The sequence below is a fragment of the Hymenobacter sp. 102 genome, from assembly GCF_049949205.1.
Lineage (GTDB): Bacteria > Bacteroidota > Bacteroidia > Cytophagales > Hymenobacteraceae > Hymenobacter.
In genome coordinates, this window is sequence record NZ_CP188172.1 from 1,158,716 (window position 1) to 1,175,221 (window position 16,506).

At 61.4% G+C, this 16,506-nt stretch carries 12 protein-coding genes; 2 read left to right on the forward strand and 10 right to left on the reverse strand.

The genetic code is table 11. The annotated features are described in order from the left end of the window. Positions 1-193: 193 nt before the first annotated feature. The 9 genes from ACN19L_RS05075 to ACN19L_RS05115 all read right to left on the reverse strand — a co-directional run bounded on the left by ACN19L_RS05075 (position 194) and on the right by ACN19L_RS05115 (position 12,576). The gene (locus tag ACN19L_RS05075; protein ID WP_426492445.1) at positions 194-2,428 is read right to left on the reverse strand and encodes a xanthine dehydrogenase family protein molybdopterin-binding subunit; all 2,235 of its coding nucleotides are present in this window, start codon (positions 2,426-2,428) and stop codon (positions 194-196) included. A 12-nt stretch (positions 2,429-2,440) separates the two neighbouring features. Next, positions 2,441-3,421: an FAD binding domain-containing protein gene (locus ACN19L_RS05080; protein ID WP_426492446.1), complete on the reverse strand. Its 981-nt coding sequence runs from the start codon at positions 3,419-3,421 to the stop codon at positions 2,441-2,443. Beyond that, positions 3,418-4,050: a (2Fe-2S)-binding protein gene (locus ACN19L_RS05085; protein WP_426492447.1), complete on the reverse strand. Its 633-nt coding sequence runs from the start codon at positions 4,048-4,050 to the stop codon at positions 3,418-3,420. Before ACN19L_RS05085 ends, ACN19L_RS05080 begins: the two co-directional genes overlap by 4 nt. Before the next feature lie 383 nt (positions 4,051-4,433). After that, positions 4,434-5,216, reverse strand: a complete 783-nt coding sequence (locus ACN19L_RS05090) for a TatD family hydrolase (RefSeq protein ID WP_426492448.1) — start codon at positions 5,214-5,216, stop codon at positions 4,434-4,436. 219 nt (positions 5,217-5,435) lie between these two features. Continuing rightward, positions 5,436-7,709 (reverse strand): glycoside hydrolase family 3 C-terminal domain-containing protein, encoded by a 2,274-nt coding sequence (locus ACN19L_RS05095; RefSeq protein WP_426492449.1) that lies wholly within the window; start codon positions 7,707-7,709, stop codon positions 5,436-5,438. A gap of 222 nt (positions 7,710-7,931) precedes the next feature. After that, positions 7,932-9,032 (reverse strand): glycosyltransferase, encoded by a 1,101-nt coding sequence (locus ACN19L_RS05100; protein WP_426492450.1) that lies wholly within the window; start codon positions 9,030-9,032, stop codon positions 7,932-7,934. Between the two features lie 4 nt (positions 9,033-9,036). Further along, the gene (locus ACN19L_RS05105; RefSeq protein WP_426492451.1) at positions 9,037-9,663 is read right to left on the reverse strand and encodes a polysaccharide deacetylase family protein; all 627 of its coding nucleotides are present in this window, start codon (positions 9,661-9,663) and stop codon (positions 9,037-9,039) included. A 115-nt stretch (positions 9,664-9,778) separates the two neighbouring features. Then, positions 9,779-10,909, reverse strand: a complete 1,131-nt coding sequence (locus ACN19L_RS05110) for a glycosyltransferase family 4 protein (protein WP_426492452.1) — start codon at positions 10,907-10,909, stop codon at positions 9,779-9,781. Positions 10,910-11,001: 92 nt separating this feature from the next. After that, on the reverse strand, positions 11,002-12,576 hold the full coding sequence (locus ACN19L_RS05115; protein WP_426492453.1) for a lipopolysaccharide biosynthesis protein: 1,575 nt from the start codon (positions 12,574-12,576) through the stop codon (positions 11,002-11,004). A 47-nt stretch (positions 12,577-12,623) separates the two neighbouring features. Here ACN19L_RS05115 and ACN19L_RS05120 point away from each other — a divergent pair, with 47 nt between their 5' ends. After that, on the forward strand, positions 12,624-13,706 hold the full coding sequence (locus ACN19L_RS05120; RefSeq protein ID WP_426492454.1) for a hypothetical protein: 1,083 nt from the start codon (positions 12,624-12,626) through the stop codon (positions 13,704-13,706). Continuing rightward, complete coding sequence (locus tag ACN19L_RS05125) at positions 13,703-15,154, forward strand: O-antigen ligase family protein (RefSeq protein ID WP_426492455.1); 1,452 nt, start codon at positions 13,703-13,705, stop codon at positions 15,152-15,154. The genes ACN19L_RS05120 and ACN19L_RS05125 overlap by 4 nt, the downstream gene beginning before the upstream one ends. 83 nt (positions 15,155-15,237) lie before the next feature. Here the strand turns inward: ACN19L_RS05125 and ACN19L_RS05130 are convergent, their stop codons facing one another. Continuing rightward, positions 15,238-16,470, reverse strand: coding sequence for a PP2C family protein-serine/threonine phosphatase (locus tag ACN19L_RS05130; RefSeq protein WP_426492456.1), 1,233 nt, complete (start codon positions 16,468-16,470; stop codon positions 15,238-15,240). Positions 16,471-16,506 lie beyond the last annotated feature (36 nt).

Sequence of the window (16,506 nt, forward strand, 5' to 3'; positions counted from 1 at the left end):
ATGTGCATGAAAAAGCCGTCGGGCTAGGCCACAGCGGCGTGACAATCAGCGCCGCCCTTTCTGAAGCTGTCTGGAAAGGGCGGCGCTGGTTACAGAAATGCCTAGTGGCGTTGCGTCGCTGAATAGAAGCCGCCATCATCGTTCAGCGTATTATCATTCAACCACGAAACGCAAGTAGGCGTATTTACGCAGCTTACATCAGTTTATCCGGGGTGATGGGCAGCTCCCGCACCCGCTTGCCAGTGGCGTTGAACACGGCATTGGCAATGGCCGGGGCTACGCCGATGGTGGCAATTTCGCCGATGCCCTTAGTGCCCAGCTTGTTTACGTAGGGGTCGGGCTTATTCACGAAAAACACCTCCACGGCCGGGGAGTCGGCGTGCACGGGTACGTGGTAATCGGCCAGGTCCTTGGTGACATAGCGGCCAAACCGGTCGTCGATGATGGCGTGCTCCATCAGGGCCATGCCGATGCCGCCCACCGCGCCGCCTTTCATCTGGTTGCCGGCGGTTTTCTCGTTGATGATGGTACCGGCATCGGCGCAGGAAACCAGCTTGCTTACCCGCACTTCGCCGGTCAGCTCGTGCACCCTCACCTCAGCAAAATGTACCGAAAATGAGTACATCGAAACCTTCTGGCCCTCACCGCCGGGTTTAGACTCCACGGTGACGGCCGTGCCGCCGGCCTGCTTTACCAAGTCGGCGTAGCCGGCGCGGACGGTGTTATCACCGCTCAAGGTGAGGTGGTCGTTAGCCAAAACCACATCTTCTTTCTTGGCAGAAGCAAAAGCGGCGTTACTGCTACCGGCCAGCTCGCGCAGCTTGTCTTTCAGGGCCAGGCATGCTTCCTGCACGGCCGGGCCCACGGTGTTTACAATGGCCGAGCCACCCTGGGTGGGCGCTTGGGCAAAGTCGGAGTTGCCCCACTCAAAACGAATCCTGCTGGGGGCCAGGCCCAGGGTGTCGGCCGCAATCTGGGTCATGGCCGTGCCGGTGCCGGGGCCGATGTCCGTAACGGCGCTTTGCAGCAGCACGGTGCCGTTGGGCAACAGCTGGGCGCTGGCTTTAGAGGAGCCCCGGTGTGCCCCGAAGGTGCCCACGCCCATGCCGTACCCAATCAGCCACTCTCCGTCGCGCAGGGCGCCGGGCTTGAGCTGGCGCTTATTCCAGCCCACCCGCTCGGCCCCGGCCTGGTAGCACTCCTTCAGGAATTTGCTGCTCCAGGGGCGGTTTTTCTCGGGGTCCTGATCAGTATAGTTGCGCAGACGAAACTCCAGCGGGTCCAGGTTCAGCAGGAAAGCCATTTCATCCATGGCCGACTCCAGGGCAAACGCCCCGGTGGCCTCGCCGGGGCCGCGCATCCAGATGGGGGAGCCTACATCCAGGGCCGCCAGCCGGTAGCGCGTAGTCAGGTTCGGCGACTCGTACATCATCTTGGTCTGGCCCAGGGTGGCTTCCACGAACTCCTCATAGGTGGACGTCTGGCCGATGCTTTCGTGGGTAATGGCCGTAATTTTGCCGTCGGCCGTGGCGCTCATTCCAATCTTCTGCCAGGTGTAGGGGCGGTATCCCACCATAGTGAACATCTGCTCCCGGGTCAGCATCAGCTTCACGGGGCGGTTCACCACCTTGGCCGCAATAATGGCCGCCGACTCGTGGGGCCAGCTGTGCAGGGCGTTGCCGAAAGCACCGCCCACGTAGGTGGCAATAACCTTCACATTCTCTTCGGGTAGGCCCCACTGCCGGGCAAAGTCGCGGCGGGTGGCCATGGTACCCTGGGTTTTGTCGTAGAGCGTGAGCCGGTCGGGAGCTTCCCAGTGGGCCGTAATGGCTTGCAGCTCCATGGGGTGGTGCACCTCGGTGGGTATCACGTACTCGGCTTCCAGCTTCAGGGCACCGGTTTTATAGGCATCTACCTGCCCGCGCTGGTAGTCCGCCGCCCCCGACTTCGGGTTTTTCTTGGCCTGGGTGGGCAGGAAGGCATTGGCTTTGTTGGCCTCTAGGTTAGTCTGGTGCTTTTCCGGGGCGTACTGGGCCTTTACCAGCCGCGCCGCAAAGCGGGCCCGCTCCAGGGTATCGGCCACCACCACGGCAATGGGCTGGTCGTTGAAGCGAATTTTATCGTCCGTAAGTACCTGCAAGGCACTGCCCACCGTTTGCGGCTGCGAGGGGTCCTTGCCCGCAGGCTTTACACCGGGGGCTTTGGGCGCATTGAGGTGGGTAATGACGGCCAGCACACCGGGAGCCCGCTCGGCAGCTTTGGTATCAATGCTGCTGAGGCGGCCTTTGGTTACGGTGCTGCCCACCAGCACGGCGTAGGCCATGTTAGGCAGCTCGTATTCAGCCGAATATTTGGCCGCGCCGGTTACTTTCTGGCGGCCGTCCACCCGGTTCATGGGCGCGCCGATTTTCTTTTCTGGGGCGTTCATACTTGGTGGGGGTTAGGCGGCCGCGGCCGTTTTCAGAGCCTGCACAATGGTGTTCGGGCCCAGGCGCAGCTTGTATTCATTGTGTTTGAAAGCTTTGGCACCCTGCATGGCCACGATGGCCGCCTGCCGGAAGGTTGCCTCGGTAGCGGGCTGGCCAACCAGCGCCTGCTCGGCCGCCGTGAGGCGCCAGGGCTTATGCGCCACCCCGCCCATGGCCAGCCGCGCCGCTTTAATGGTGCCATTGTCAATATCCAGGGCCGCCGCTACTGAAAGCAGGGCAAAAGCGTAGCTGGCCCGCTCCCGCACTTTCTGGTAGTGTACATGCTTGGTAAACGGACCATCCGGAATATCCACGGCCGTAATCAATTCGCCGGGCTCCAGGTTGGTGTCCTTTTCGGGGGTGTCGCCGGGTAGGCGGTGAAAGTCGGCGAAGGGGATGCTGCGGTTGCCTTTGGGGCCGCTCACCTGCACGGTGGCATCCAGGGCTACCAGGGCCACACTCATATCAGAAGGGTGCACGGCAATGCACTTATCAGAGAAGCCGAAGATGGCGTGCATACGGTTGATGCCCTCCAGCGCCCCGCAGCCCGAGCCCGGCACGCGCTTGTTGCAGGGCAGGGCCGTATCGTAAAAATACGGGCAACGGGTGCGCTGCAGCATATTGCCGCCCACCGTAGCCATGTTACGCAGCTGCGGCGAGGCCCCGGCATTAAGTGCCTGCGCCAGCAATGGGTGCCGCTCCCGCACCTGCCTGTCGTCGGCTACGGTGGAGTTCAGGGCCAATGCCCCAATGCGCAGGGCGTTGTTCTGGCGCTCAATTTTGCGCAGATCCAGGCGGTTGATGTCCACCAGCTTTTGCGGGGTCATCACGCCGCGCTTCATCAGGTCCACGAGGTTGGTGCCGCCGGCAATAAAGCGGGCGTTGGGGTCCTTGGCTACCGCCTCAATGGCGGCTTGCGGCTTGGTAGCGCGCACGTACTGGAACTGGTTCATACCTTTTGTCCTCCCTGCTTCACGTCCTGAATAGCGGCTACAATGTTGGGATAGGCCCCGCACCGGCAGATATTACCGCTCATGTACTCCCGGATTTCTTCCTCCGAACCGGCGTGACCCTCACGCACGCAGGCCACGGCCGACATAATCTGGCCGGGGGTGCAGTAGCCACACTGGAAGCCATCGTGCTTCACGAAGGCCTCCTGCATGGGGTGGAGCTTGTCGCCATCGGCCAGGCCCTCAATGGTGGTAATTTCCTGGCCGTCGTGCATCACGGCAAAACTCAGGCAGCTGTTCACGCGCTGGCCGTCCACATGCACGGTGCAGGCGCCGCACTGGCCGTAGTCGCAGCCTTTTTTGGTGCCGGTGAGGTGCAGGTTTTCGCGCAGCAGGTCCAGCAGGGTGGTGCGGGGCTCCACTTTCAGCTTCAGCTTTTTGCCGTTGACTTTCAGGCTCAGGGGCACTTGCTCAATGGCTTCGGCTACCCGCTCGTCCAGCTTAGCCTCCGCAGCCGATACCACCGGACCGGGCACCAGGGCCAGGGCCGTAAGCAGAGACGACTGTTTCAGAAAGGTGCGGCGGTCTTCGTTATGGTTGGCCGGCACGTCCGGCTCAGGGTTGGTGGCCATAATCAGGAATGGAGTTGAGTGAGTGGAATGAGGCAACAGCTGGTAGTTGGCAGTGCCGGCTCGCTTGCGTAAGCTACGGGCCTCCTACTCCAACCCGGGGTAGCGCCAGAGGTTATCGGCACCGGTTGCTTGTTTGTCAATTACGGAGTTTTACCCTATCCCGATGTCTTCCGGGAAGGATATTCCGGTAAGCAAACAGCAAGACCTGCCTGAGCCAGACACACGGTTGTGCTTGGCTCAGGCAGGCCCTGGCATCATTCATTCCAGCTGGATACATGGCGCTGGCAGTGCTCGGGAGGTGCGCCACCCAGCGCCTCAGCGCCTGCGTTACCTGCAGCCTTGCATTACGAGCACCGTAGTAGCCAAACCACCCGAGTACTCCCCTACCTCACCCGCTGCCCCTCACCAAATAGCTCCAGCGTGTTGCGGGTGGTGGCCTGGGCTACTTCGGTGCCGGTCAGGCTCATGATTTCGGCCACGCGGTAGGCTACCAGCGGAATGTAGGCGGGTTCGTTGCGCTTGCCGCGGTGGGGCATGGGGGCCAGGTAGGGCGCGTCGGTTTCCAGCAGCAGGTGTTCCAGCCCGAGGCCGGGCAGCACCTTATCGAGGCCGCCGTTTTTGAAGGTGGCCACTCCCCCAATGCCCAGCTTGAAGCCCAGCCGGATAACTTCCTCGGCTTCGGCCTTCGTACCGGAGAAGCAGTGAAACACGCCCCGCAGCGTACCATCCTGGGCGGCCGCAATGATGTCGGCAGCTTCGCGGAAGGCCTCGCGGGTGTGTAGCACCAGGGGCAGGTTGTGCTTTTTAGCCAGGGCCACCTGAATGCGCAGGGCCTCCTGCTGCTCGGCCAGCATGGTTTTGTCCCAGTACAAATCAATGCCGCACTCCCCTACTGCCGCAAAGGGCCGCTGGTTGAGCCAGGTTTCCACCTCGTACAGCTCCTTCTCAAACTGCCGGGTTACGTGGCAGGGGTGCAGGCCCATTTGGGCAAAGCAGTGGTTCGGGTATTTCGCCTCCACCTCCAGCATGGCATCAATGCTAGTGTGGTCGATGTTGGGCATGAAAATAGTATCTACTCCGGCCTCAAAGGCGCGCTGGAGCATGTCGTCCTGGTCGGGCTTGAACTGCTCCGAGTAAACGTGGGCGTGCGAATCAGAAAACTGCATACCGCAAAGGTAAGGCGGCGGGAAGTGATGAATTTATGGACTGCCATTGCGAGGCGGAGCCAACGCAACCCGCCCTTTTTAGCGCGCATAGCCTTGTCATACAGAAAAGCCCCTGACGACCGGGTGGGCGTCAGGGGCGTTGGAATAGGTCAGAGTTGGGAGCTTTGGGAAGGACGGATTGCTTCGGCTTCGCCTCGCAATGACGACTGCCTTACCACCTCACAATTTCACCGTTCCCGTCTGGCGGATGTCGCGGGAGGAGCTGCCGGCTTGCAGAGTGAAGGTACCGGGCTCCAGCACCCACTGCTTCTTAGCTTCATCGTAGTAGCGGAAGGCATCGGGGCCGAGGGCGAGGGTGAGGGTTTTTGACTCGCCGGGCTTCAGGAATACTTTTTCAAAGGCTTTCAGCTCCTTCTCGGGGCGCTTCACGCTGGCCTGGTCGTCGTGCACGTAGAGCTGCACCACTTCGGCGCCGGCTACTTTGCCGGTGTTGCGCACCGTGAGCGTGGCCGTGGCTCCCTGGCCTGAGGGCTTCACGGTGAGTTTGCCGTACTCGAACGTGGTGTAGCTCAGGCCGTGGCCGAAGGCATACTGGGGCGCTACGTTGTAGGTATCGAAGTAGCGGTAGCCCACAAACACGTCTTCTTTATAGGTTTGCTTTAGCTCGTTACCGGGGGTGCTGGGGTATTCGCCCAGCTTGTGGGCCGGGGAGTCCTCGAGTTTCACGGGCCAGGTCATGGGCAGCTTACCGGAGGGGTTCACATCCCCGAGCAGCACGTGGGCAATGGCGTTGCCGCCTTCCATACCGGGGTACCAGGCCTCCACAATGCCTTTCACCTCCCCCTGCCAGGCCGATACGTCCATCATGCCACCACCTAGTAGCACTACCACGGTGTTAGAGTTGGCGGCTACTACGGCCTTAATCAGCTCATCCTGCCCGAAGGGCATCTTCATGTCGGGCTTGTCGAAGCCCTCGGCGTCGTAGGCGTTGTCGCCCCACTTGCTGTAGTCGTAGCCGTGGGTAGAGCCCCCCACCACAATGGCTACGTCGGCAGCCTTGGCGGCGGCTACGGCCTGGGCAATCAATTGAGGATCGGCCTGCTGACCCCGGGCAATTTTGTAGCCCTGGGCGTACGTCACAGTAGCCCCGGAGCCCAGGGCTTTCTGCAGGCCCTGCAAAGGCGTTACCTCGTACTTGGCCTTCACCTGGGAGCTGCCGCCGCCCATGGCATTCTCGCGGGTGGCGTTTTCGCCGATAACGGCGAAGGTTTTGGTGGTCTTCTTGAGGGGCAGGAAGTTCCGGTCGTTTTTGAGCAGCACGATGCCTTCCTCGGCCACTTTCAGGGCCGTGGCGTAGTGCTCGGGGGTGTTGTAAGCGCCGGGTTTGCGCTTGGCCCCGTCCAGCATGCTGGTTTTGTACATCACGCGCAGGATGCGGCGCACTTTATCGTCCACCAGCGGCTCCAGGCTCTTGTCCTTCTTCACGGCCTCCAGCGCGGCATCAGCCAGGAAGAACCGGTCGTAGAGGCTGCGGGTGGCTTGCGCGCCGGTGGCCGTCTGGTCCACGTTGCCGTACATCAGGGCCAGGTCGGTACCCATTTCCAGGTCGGTACCGTTGCGCAGGGCCTTCTGGGTGTCGTGCACCGAGCCCCAGTCGCTAATCACCAGCCCCTTGAACCCCCACTCGCCCTTCAGAATGTCGTTCATCAGGTAGGCGTTTTCGGTGGCGTAGGTGCCCCGAAACTTGTTGTAGGAGCCCATGAGCGTGTACACCCCCGCCTCCTGCACGGCAGCCTTAAAGCCCGGCAGGTAAATCTCCCGCAGGGCCCGCTCGCTCATTTCCACGTCAATGTCGTTGCGGTGGGCCTCCTGGTTGTTGGCCGCGTAGTGCTTCACGCAAGCCGAAACGCCCTGGTCCTGCACGCCCTTGATGTAGCCCACTACCATTTTGGTGATGAGGTAGGGGTCTTCGCTCAGGTACTCAAAGTTGCGGCCGTTGAGGGGTGTGCGAATGATGTTGATACCCGGGCCGAGGATGATGTCCTTGCCGCGGGCAGCGGCCTCACTGCCCATCACGGTGCCGAAAGCATAGCCCAACGCGGGGTTCCAGGTGGAGGCCAGGGCGTTGCCCACGGGCAGGTAGGTACCCGCGTCGTTGGCGTTTTTCACGCCTTTCCAGTCCCGGCCCTGCTCAGGGCGCACCCCGTGGGGGCCGTCGGAGGTCATGATTTCCGGGATATTCAGCCGCTTGATGCCCCCGGCCGCAAAGGCGGAGTTGGCGTGCAGCATGGCAATCTTTTCCTCCAGCGTCAGCTTTTTCAGCAGGGCCTCAATTTTGGCTTCATTGCCCAGCAGCTCTTGCTGGCGGTTGACCGAGGCAGCGGTTTTTTTGTTGGCAGAGGGGGCCTTTGTTTGCGCAGGTGACACAATGGGAGACGCACAGAACAGCGCAGCCGCCAGCAAAGCCGTCCGGTGGGATGAAAAACGGAACATGAAGCAGAGGATGGAATGATAGCAATTCACCGACAGGAGCCGCCGGGTAGTCAAATGTAAAGCTCAAATCCCCGATAGTCAGCCAGAAAAGCACTTTTTCGCTTACCTCACCAGCGTTATTGGTATGCGGCTACACGCTTACATCACACTTAACCGCGCCCGGCACGGCGGGGCTCCGCGCCCACTGCGCGGCTGGCATACGGATAAAAAACAATGAAATTTTCACCGGTACGAGCGGCCTTTCCACCTGAACTGCAGCGGTAGCAGCCGGAACAATACCAAGCTACCCGTCAGTAGTACCGTGTACAACTCAAACAGCGGCAACAGCTCCAGCGGGGGCCGGCGGCCCACGCGTCGGAAGCACTTAGCCGCCAGCCAGCCCTGCAGGCCCAGCTTGGCGGTCCACACACTCAGCGCCCAGGGCCACCCCGCCACTATCGCCAACACCACCAGTAACGGATAAAAAGACCCGTACAGTGCCAGACACACCTGCAGCCAGCCGGGCAGCTGCTCAACCCCGCGTAACCACCGCCGCCGCTGGTGTAGCAGGCCGCCCCAGGTGTACATCGGCAGCGACTCGGCCAGCACCTCGGGATGAAACAGGTTACGGTAGCCGTAGCCCTGGCGCAGAATGGCTTTGAACAGCTCGTAATCCTCCGTGACGGAAAATGGCAGCGCCTCATAGCCGCCGGTAGCCTCATAGGCAGCACGGGTTACCAGCATGTTGTTGCCCATAGCCGTTACGGGCCGGCCCAAATCGGTAACTACCTGCACTAGTCCCAGCGACATCAACCAGTCGAGGCCCTGCAGGCGGTGAAACAGCCGGGGTCCGGTTACCAGCGTGAGGCCCGTAACACTGCCAATGCCAGGCCCGGTATGGGCCAGCAGCCCGGTCAGCCAGGTAGGTGGCACGGCAATATCAGCATCCGTGATGCAGAAGAAGTCGGTGGTGGCGGCCCGGGCCAGATGAGCCAGCACGTTGGCTTTGCCCCGCGCTGTACCCAGCGCTTCAGCAATTGAAATAATCCGGAACGAGCCGGCGTACCCCACCATAGCAGCGGCGGCCACGCTGGCAGTGGCATCGGTGGAGCCATCGTTGCCGAGTAGCACCTCTACCAGCTCGGGCGGATACTGCAGCGTCCGGATGGCTTGCAGGCAACGGCCGAGGGCGGCTTCCTCGTTGCGGGCCGCAATGAGGATGCTCACCCGGGGTAGTGGCTGTGGGGGTAGCAGGGCGGTAGGCTTATTGCGCCCAAACAGCACGGTGGCCGTAAGCAGCAGCCCAAACCAGCCCAGAAAATACAGCATGAGAAAAACCAGCATTCCGCTACAGTTTATGGAACTGATAGCCGAGGGCAGCGAAGTGCGCCAGGTACCGCGGCAACACGTAGCGCAGGTTGCGGCTGGCCTTCAGGCTGTCGTGGAATACCACAATGGAGCCCGGCCGGGTGAGCCGAATGGCAGTAGCCAGGCACTGCTCCGGCCTAAAATCCGGGTCGTAGTCGCATGTGAGCACATCCCACATTATTACCTGGTGCGTTTGGTGGAGCTGCCGGGCCAGGCCAGGGGTAATGCGGCCGTAGGGCGGGCGCAGCAACGGCCGCGCTTCGGGCTGCACTTCTGCCAGCACTTGTCGGCACTGCTCCACATCGGCCAAGTAATCGGGGCGGGAGTGGCTCCAGCCGCTGATATGATGGTACGTGTGGTTGGCCAGCCGGTGCCCACCCGCCAGCACCTGCCGGGCCACCTCCGGGTGACGGCGCACATTCTCACCCACGCAGAAAAACGTGGCCTGTGCTTCAAACTGCGCTAACTGCTCCAGTACGAATGGTGTTTCCTCCGGAATAGGTCCATCATCAAACGTCAGATAGAGGAGTGGCCGGGTAGCGGGCATCGTCCAGATACACTCCGGAAACAGCCGCTGCACTAAGCCAGGCATTCGGTGTAAGTGCATCTTTGGTTGCTTAGTTGTTGGTTGTCAGGTGCCCGTTGTTAGCTGTCAATTGATTGTTGGCCGTTACGGGTAGTCTTCTCCTGGTAATTGACCACGAACAACCGACAACGAAAAACTACCCCCGCGCCGCCCGTTCCACTTCAGCCCAGAGACGGCGGGCACTGTCGTTCCAGTTGAAGCGCCCCACATTGCGCTGCCCCAGTGCCACTAGGTGCTGCCGATACTCCCCGGATTCCCATACCCGCTGCAACCCCGCCGCAATAGATTCCGGCGAAAACGGGTTGACAAAGCAGGCGGCGTCGCCGGCTACTTCGGGCAGGGAACTACAGTTGGAGGTAATGACCGGCGAGTGGCAGGCCTGGGCTTCGATGATGGGAATGCCAAAGCCCTCAAAATAGGGCACGTAGCAGGTAGCCAGCGCGGCGGCGTACAGTTCCACCAGCTCCGTATCCGTCACGCGGCCGGTCAGGTGCACATCATGGCGGTGCTGCAGCTGTTGGTACACTTCGAAAATGGGGCCGGCTTTCCAGGCCGTGCGGCCCACCACGAGGAGCTTGGCCGAGGAACCGGTGGCGGCTTTGAAGGCATCAAACGCCCGCAGCAGATTCACCAGATTTTTGCGGGGCTGCAAAGCGCCCACAAACAGGAAATAGTCTTTGCCGGCGGCGTACCGCTCCCGGACAGCCTGCTGCACGGCGGGCGGCTGGGGCTGAAAGTGCGCGTCGGCGGCGTTATACACCACGCTGATTTTTTCGGCCGCTACCCCGTACGTCTGCACGATATCCTGGCGGGTGGCTTCCGAAACGGCCACCAGCCGCTCAGCAGCCCGGGCGAAGCGGGGCGTGAAGTAGCGGTAGTAGCGCAGCACCAGGCGGCCAACATCCTGCGGAAAATGCTCGAAAGCCAAGTCGTGCAGCACCGTTACGCGGGGTACGCGGGTACGCAGGGTGGTGTAGCCATCGGGGCTGAGGAATACGGCCGGGCGGTGGCGGCGCAGCCAGCGGGCCACGGCTCCTTCAAACCAGGCCACCCACAACAGCGGATGCCGGGCCGGCGGCGGCAGCACGTGCGGCACCACGTTCGGCCCGAACAGATACCGCTCATCAAACGGCCGGTCGAAGAGGAAGTGAAACGTGTGCTCCGGCTGCTGCTGCACCATGCGGCGCAGCGTCTCAAACGTAAAGCGCCCAATACCTTCCAGCTGGTTGCCGGGCAGCAAAAAGCGGACGTTAACGGCTATGTGCACTGGGTGGTTAGGTGGTTAGAGGGTTGGGTGGTTAGGTGGTTGGAGGGTTGGGTAATGAGAGTACAGGACTATTCAACAACCCAATCACCTAACTACCTGGCCACCTTGCGCAGCTCCGAAATGCGGACGATGCCCAGGGCAAATATCAGCAGCAGCAGCCAGATGCCCGCCACAGCCGCTTCCAGCCACCAGGGTAACCCGGCGTACGTGCGCAGCAGATACCAGCCCCCGCACAGCCCCCCAAACGCCGCAGCCAGCCGGAGCAGCGTAGCCCAGGGCGGCCGCACCCCGGTACGACGCGGCACCAGCCACACGTAGCCAATGGACACAAACACGGCGCACAGCAGCGTGTTGAAGGCACCCGCCAGCGCCCCATAGCGCGGCATCAGCAGGAAGTTGAGGCCAGTGTTGAGCACGATGCTGCCCGTTACCAGCCAGGAAACTGGTTTTTCGTGGTCGGTGCTGGTAAGCAGGGTGCTGTAAATGGCGAAGAAGGCGTGTACCAGCACGTTCAGGAACAGCACCTGCAGGCACTGGGTCATGCGCAGCAGCTCGGCGGGGGTGCTGTGCTTGAACTGGAAGAACAGCAGCTCGCCCCGAAACAGCCCGAAGCCCACCACCAGCAACAGCGGCACCGTCACTACCCGCTGCCCAAACCACAACAGCTCCTGCTGCTCGGGGCGGCGGCCCGTGGCGTGGGCAAACCGGGCGAAAAACAAGGGCAGCACCGTCCAGAGGTACATCATCACGGCATCTACCCAGCGGTAGGCGGCGGCGTAGTAGCTGGCTTCTTGAGCCGACACCAGCCGCTCCAGCATCAGCATGTCAATCCGCTCGTTGAGGCCGTACACCAGCGTAATAAAGGCCAGCGGCAGGCTTTCGAGCAGCACCTGCCGGACCTGCGGCCAGCGCGGCCGCAGCGCCACCCGCCCGTACAGCCGCCGAATGAGGCCGGCCAGCAGCAGGAAGGTAAATAGCACCGCCACCGTGCGCACGCCCACGTACCGGTCCAGGTTCAGGCCCAAGGGCAGCAGGGCCAGCACCAGCCCCAGCAGCAACAGTCGCTCCAGCACCGATAGCACGGCATCGGCAGTGAAGCGTTGGTGGGCCTGCAGCACCCCGCGCAGAAACAGCGTGTACTGCGTGAGCAGTAGCCCGGCCGCCGTGAGGGCCAGCAGCACCAGCCAGTGTCCCCGGTAACCCAGCACCCACCCCACGCCCACCGTGAGTAGCAGAAAGCCCAGGCCCAGCCCGGCCCGCAGGGGCAGCAGCGTGGGAAAGAAATCGGCAAAGAAGCTGGGTGCGGCGGCCAGCCGCTTGGTTGTCAGCTGCGTGGTACCCAAATCAGAAATACCGGCCATGATGGTTGCCAGCGTGAGCAGGGCCGTGAAAGTACCAAACTGCTCGTGGCCGATGCGGTCCTGCACCACGTTTTCCAGCACCACCCAGCCGGGCTTCACCAGCAGGTTCAGCAGCACTACAAAGCTGATATTTCCGAGGAAGCGTTTGATAAGCGGGGTGCGTGAGCGAAATAGAAGTGTGCTGACTTGGCTGCAACTATGGCGATAACCAAAGTCCTGGGCCGTAAAACTACGCAAAACCCGGCGGCCGACCCGCCAACAACAGGTGCCGGCAGAGGGCCTTTTTCCTCTATATTTGCCTGCCATTGGCGGCTGCCCCCTTCCACTTTCTGCCGCTCGGCCTTTTATTTCGCATGTCGGAGTCGTCTTATTCTCTCCTGGGTCTGTGGCCCATCATCAACCGCTGGAAAAAATTAGTAGGCGCGGCCCTGCTGCTGGCTTTGATGGTAAGTGTAGTGGTGGCTCTGTTGCTACCAAACGTGTACAAATCAACGGCCGTTTTTTTTCCAACCAATCCCCAAACCACTGACCCTGACCGCATTGCCACTGAGGGCAGCAAGCTGGAACTGGGCGGGCGCACTGAAGACCTGGACCGGGTAATTACCATTGGCGAGTCGCAGCCGGTAGCCGAGTTGATCATCAGGCGCTTTCGGTTACACGAACACTACCGTATGGGGGCCGCCGGCGACGATGCCGCCGATGATGCCACCCTGCGCGAGTTCAGCTCTAATCTGGATATTGTGCACAACGAGCGGGACGCTATTGAACTGACCTTCCACGACGAGGACAAGTTGCTGGCCGCGCAGATTGCCAATGCGTTGGTGCAAGTTATTGACTCGGTGAATCAGCAACTGACGCTGGACAACCGCCGCAACGTGCTGGGCCTCTACCAGCAGCGGTACCAGTTTCTGGACAAGGAGTTTGAGACCTCGCGCCAGAAGCTCATCCAGGCCCGTCGCCGCTACGGCATCTATGGGCTGGAGCAGCAGTCGCGCTACTTATCCCGAGAAATCATTGAAGTGGAGTCCAAGCTGCACCAGGCCGAGGGCGAGGGCAACAGCGGTAAGGCTGCCGGGTTGCGCCGGGCCCTGCGCGGCCTCACTCGCTCAGATGGTGGCAACGTCATCAACCTGGAAGATTACACCCAGGGCGTTGACTCCCTGAACCTGTTTACGGCTCGCATGGCCGACTTGCAGGAGCGGCTGGTGAAAGCCCGCGGCGACTACGAAACCGCCGACGTGGCCTTGAAAGGCAAGCTTTCCTCCCTCTACGTGGTGCAGAAGGCCTACCCGGCCACCAAGAAAAGCAAGCCCATTCGCTGGCTGATTGTGGTGGGTTCCGTATTCCTGACGCTGGCCTTCTCCGTGGTAGTCATCACCTTGCTGGAGTTGTGGCGGCGCACGGCCGGCCGGCCCGGCTACTCCGCAGCCCCGTGAATCAGCGGCTAGCCTCCTTGCTGCCCCAAGACGGTCCGCAACGTCTGTTTATGGCCCTGATAGCAGTGCTGCTGCTGGGTGGGGCCACGGCGCTGCTGCTGCAAACTCCGCTGGCGCTGGTGCCCGTAGTCTTGGTGGTGGGGCTGCTGGTGGTGCTCACGGAGTGGCGGGTACTCTACTACCTGCTGTTCCTGACGCTGGCTTTTTCCAAGGAAATGTCGCTGCCCGGCGGGTTGAGCATGGACGTTCCGTCGGAGCCGTTGCTGCTGGTGCTCACGGGCTGCGTGCTGGTAACCCTGCTGATGCGGCGCGACGGCCTGCCGCGCCGGGAACTGCTGCACCCGCTGGTGATTATGCTGCTGCTGATGCTGTTCTGGTCGGCAATATCCACCGCGTTTTCAGTGGATACGACCAAATCCATCAAGTATCTGCTGGCCAAAACCTGGTATCTGGTACCGTTTGGACTGGGTACGCTGCTGCTGGTGCGCCGCCCGGCCGATATCTGGCGGGTAGCCGGGCTATACGCCATCAGTGCCGGCCTCACGGTGCTGCTCACCGCCTCCAAACACGCGGGACACGGGTTCAGCTTTGAGGGCATCAACGAGGCGGTCCGGCCGTTTTACCGCAACCACGTAATTTATGCTTCGGTGCTGGCGCTGCTGCTGCCGTTTGCGCTGTATGCCATCCGCAGCACCCGGGGTGCCACCAGAATGGCCTGGTGGATTGGGCTAGGCGTGCTGCTATTCGGGCTGGTAACTTCCTACACTCGCGCCTCCATGCTCTCGTTACCGGTGGCCGGGCTGTTCTACGGCGTTATCCGGCTGCGCCAGACGCGGCTGGTACTGGTGGCTGCCCTGGCAGCTGTGCTGGCCGGAGCCACGTACTTTCTGAGCCAGAACAACTACATGCTGTACGCGCCCAACTTTGAGAAGACGATTTTCAACGGGCAGAACTTTGAAGAGCACCTGGAAGCCACCTACAAGCTGCAGGACGTATCGGGCATGGAGCGGGTGTACCGCTGGGTGGCGGCCGGCCGGATGGCGGCCGCGCACCCGATGGTAGGCAGCGGCCCCAGCACCTTCTACCCCGAGTATAAGCGCTATACTGTGCGCAGCTTCCGCACCTACGTGAGCGAAAACCCCGAAAAGTCAACCACCCACAATTACTTTCTGCTGGTACTGGCCGAGCAGGGTTTCCCAGGGGTTATTTTGTTCATGATTTTACTGGGCGGGACGCTCATTACCATTGAAACGCTTTACCACCGTACCCAGCCTGGCAGCCAGCCCCGCTACGTGCTGCTGGCCTGCGGCATGAGTTTCGTCATCATTGTGTTTCACCTGCTGCTGAATGAGCTGGTCGAAGTTGACAAAATCGGCTCCTTCTTCTTCATCAACCTGTTCATGCTGATCCGGGTAGGCAGTTGGGCGAAAGGTGAAGTGGTGAAATAGTGAACTAGTGAGTTTGATGTTCTGTTTGCGCTACCGACGCGGGTTGAACGTCAAACTCACCAGTTCACTATTTCACCACTTCACTACTTAAACCGGCAGCTGAGGATGGTAACGTCGTCGGCGAAGCGGGAGCCGTTGGTATTGAAGGCTTCAATTTCGCGGAGTAGCTCCCGGTGCACGGTGGTAAGCGGGGCGTACCGGTTATGGCGCAGCACGCGTAGTACGCCTTCCTCCCCAAACTCCTCATGGTCGGCATCGAACACCTCCGTAAGACCATCGGTGTAAGTGAGCAGCAGGGCGCGGGGCGGTACTTCCACCCGGCCCACTTTCAGCATCGGCAGCTCGTCCATCACGCCCAGCATAATGGAGCCTTCCTTGAGCAGGGTGACGGTGCCCGCGTCGGAGAGCAGCAGGGGGTCGTTGTGGCCGGCGTTTACGTATTCCAGCACCCGGGTGCGCCGGTCGTAGAGGCCGAAGAACACGGTGATGAACTTGTCGCCGCCGGCGTTGCGGAAAATCAGGTTGTTGAGTTCCTGGGCCACGGTGGCCAGATCGGCCTGCTGACGTAGCAGGGTACGCAGACCAGCCTGGAAGTTGGACATCAGCAAAGAAGCTGCCACGCCCTTGCCCGATACGTCGGCCACGCAGAACAGGAACCGGTTGGCGTCCAGGTCCACTACGTCGTAGTAGTCGCCGCCCACGGCGGTGTGGGGCACGTAGCTGGCCTGCACCGCCACGGCGGCATCGTTGGGCAGCGTGCGCGGGAAGAGCATGGTTTGCACTTCCTGGGCAATTTCAATTTCCTTGCGAATGGCGGCATCGGCCACGCGCTGCCGGGCCAGGCGGCGGTTCTGGATGGCCCCCAACAGAATGTTGCTGAGCGTTTGCAGAAACTTGGTGGCCTCCTCGGTGGCGTAGTCCTCGTTGAGGTTACCGATGAACACATAAGCCAGCGTGCGCCCCTTCTCCACCACTGGGATGCTGGTTTCCAGCTGCTCCCACTCGGGGCCCAGGCCCGGAAAATCTTTGAGCGGACAGGGCAGCCCCTGACAGTGGTCCAGAATGGCGGCGGGCAGCGGCACCCTCCGGAAATCAGCCAGGCCCGCCCCGAACGATACCATGCATATCCACTGGTCGTCTTCGCGCACGTACAGCACCATGCGGCGGATGCTGAGCTGGCCCAGCAGCGTAAACTGGAAAATTTTGTAGAGGGCCGCCTCCGTGGAATCCTGGTTGATAACCTGCGTGATATCCAGCAGCGCGTTCAATTCCCGCTCCTTCAGGAACAGGCGCTTTTCAAGAATACTGGTGGGCATAGAGAGTACCTGAGTGGATGAGTGGCGGAGTAAGAA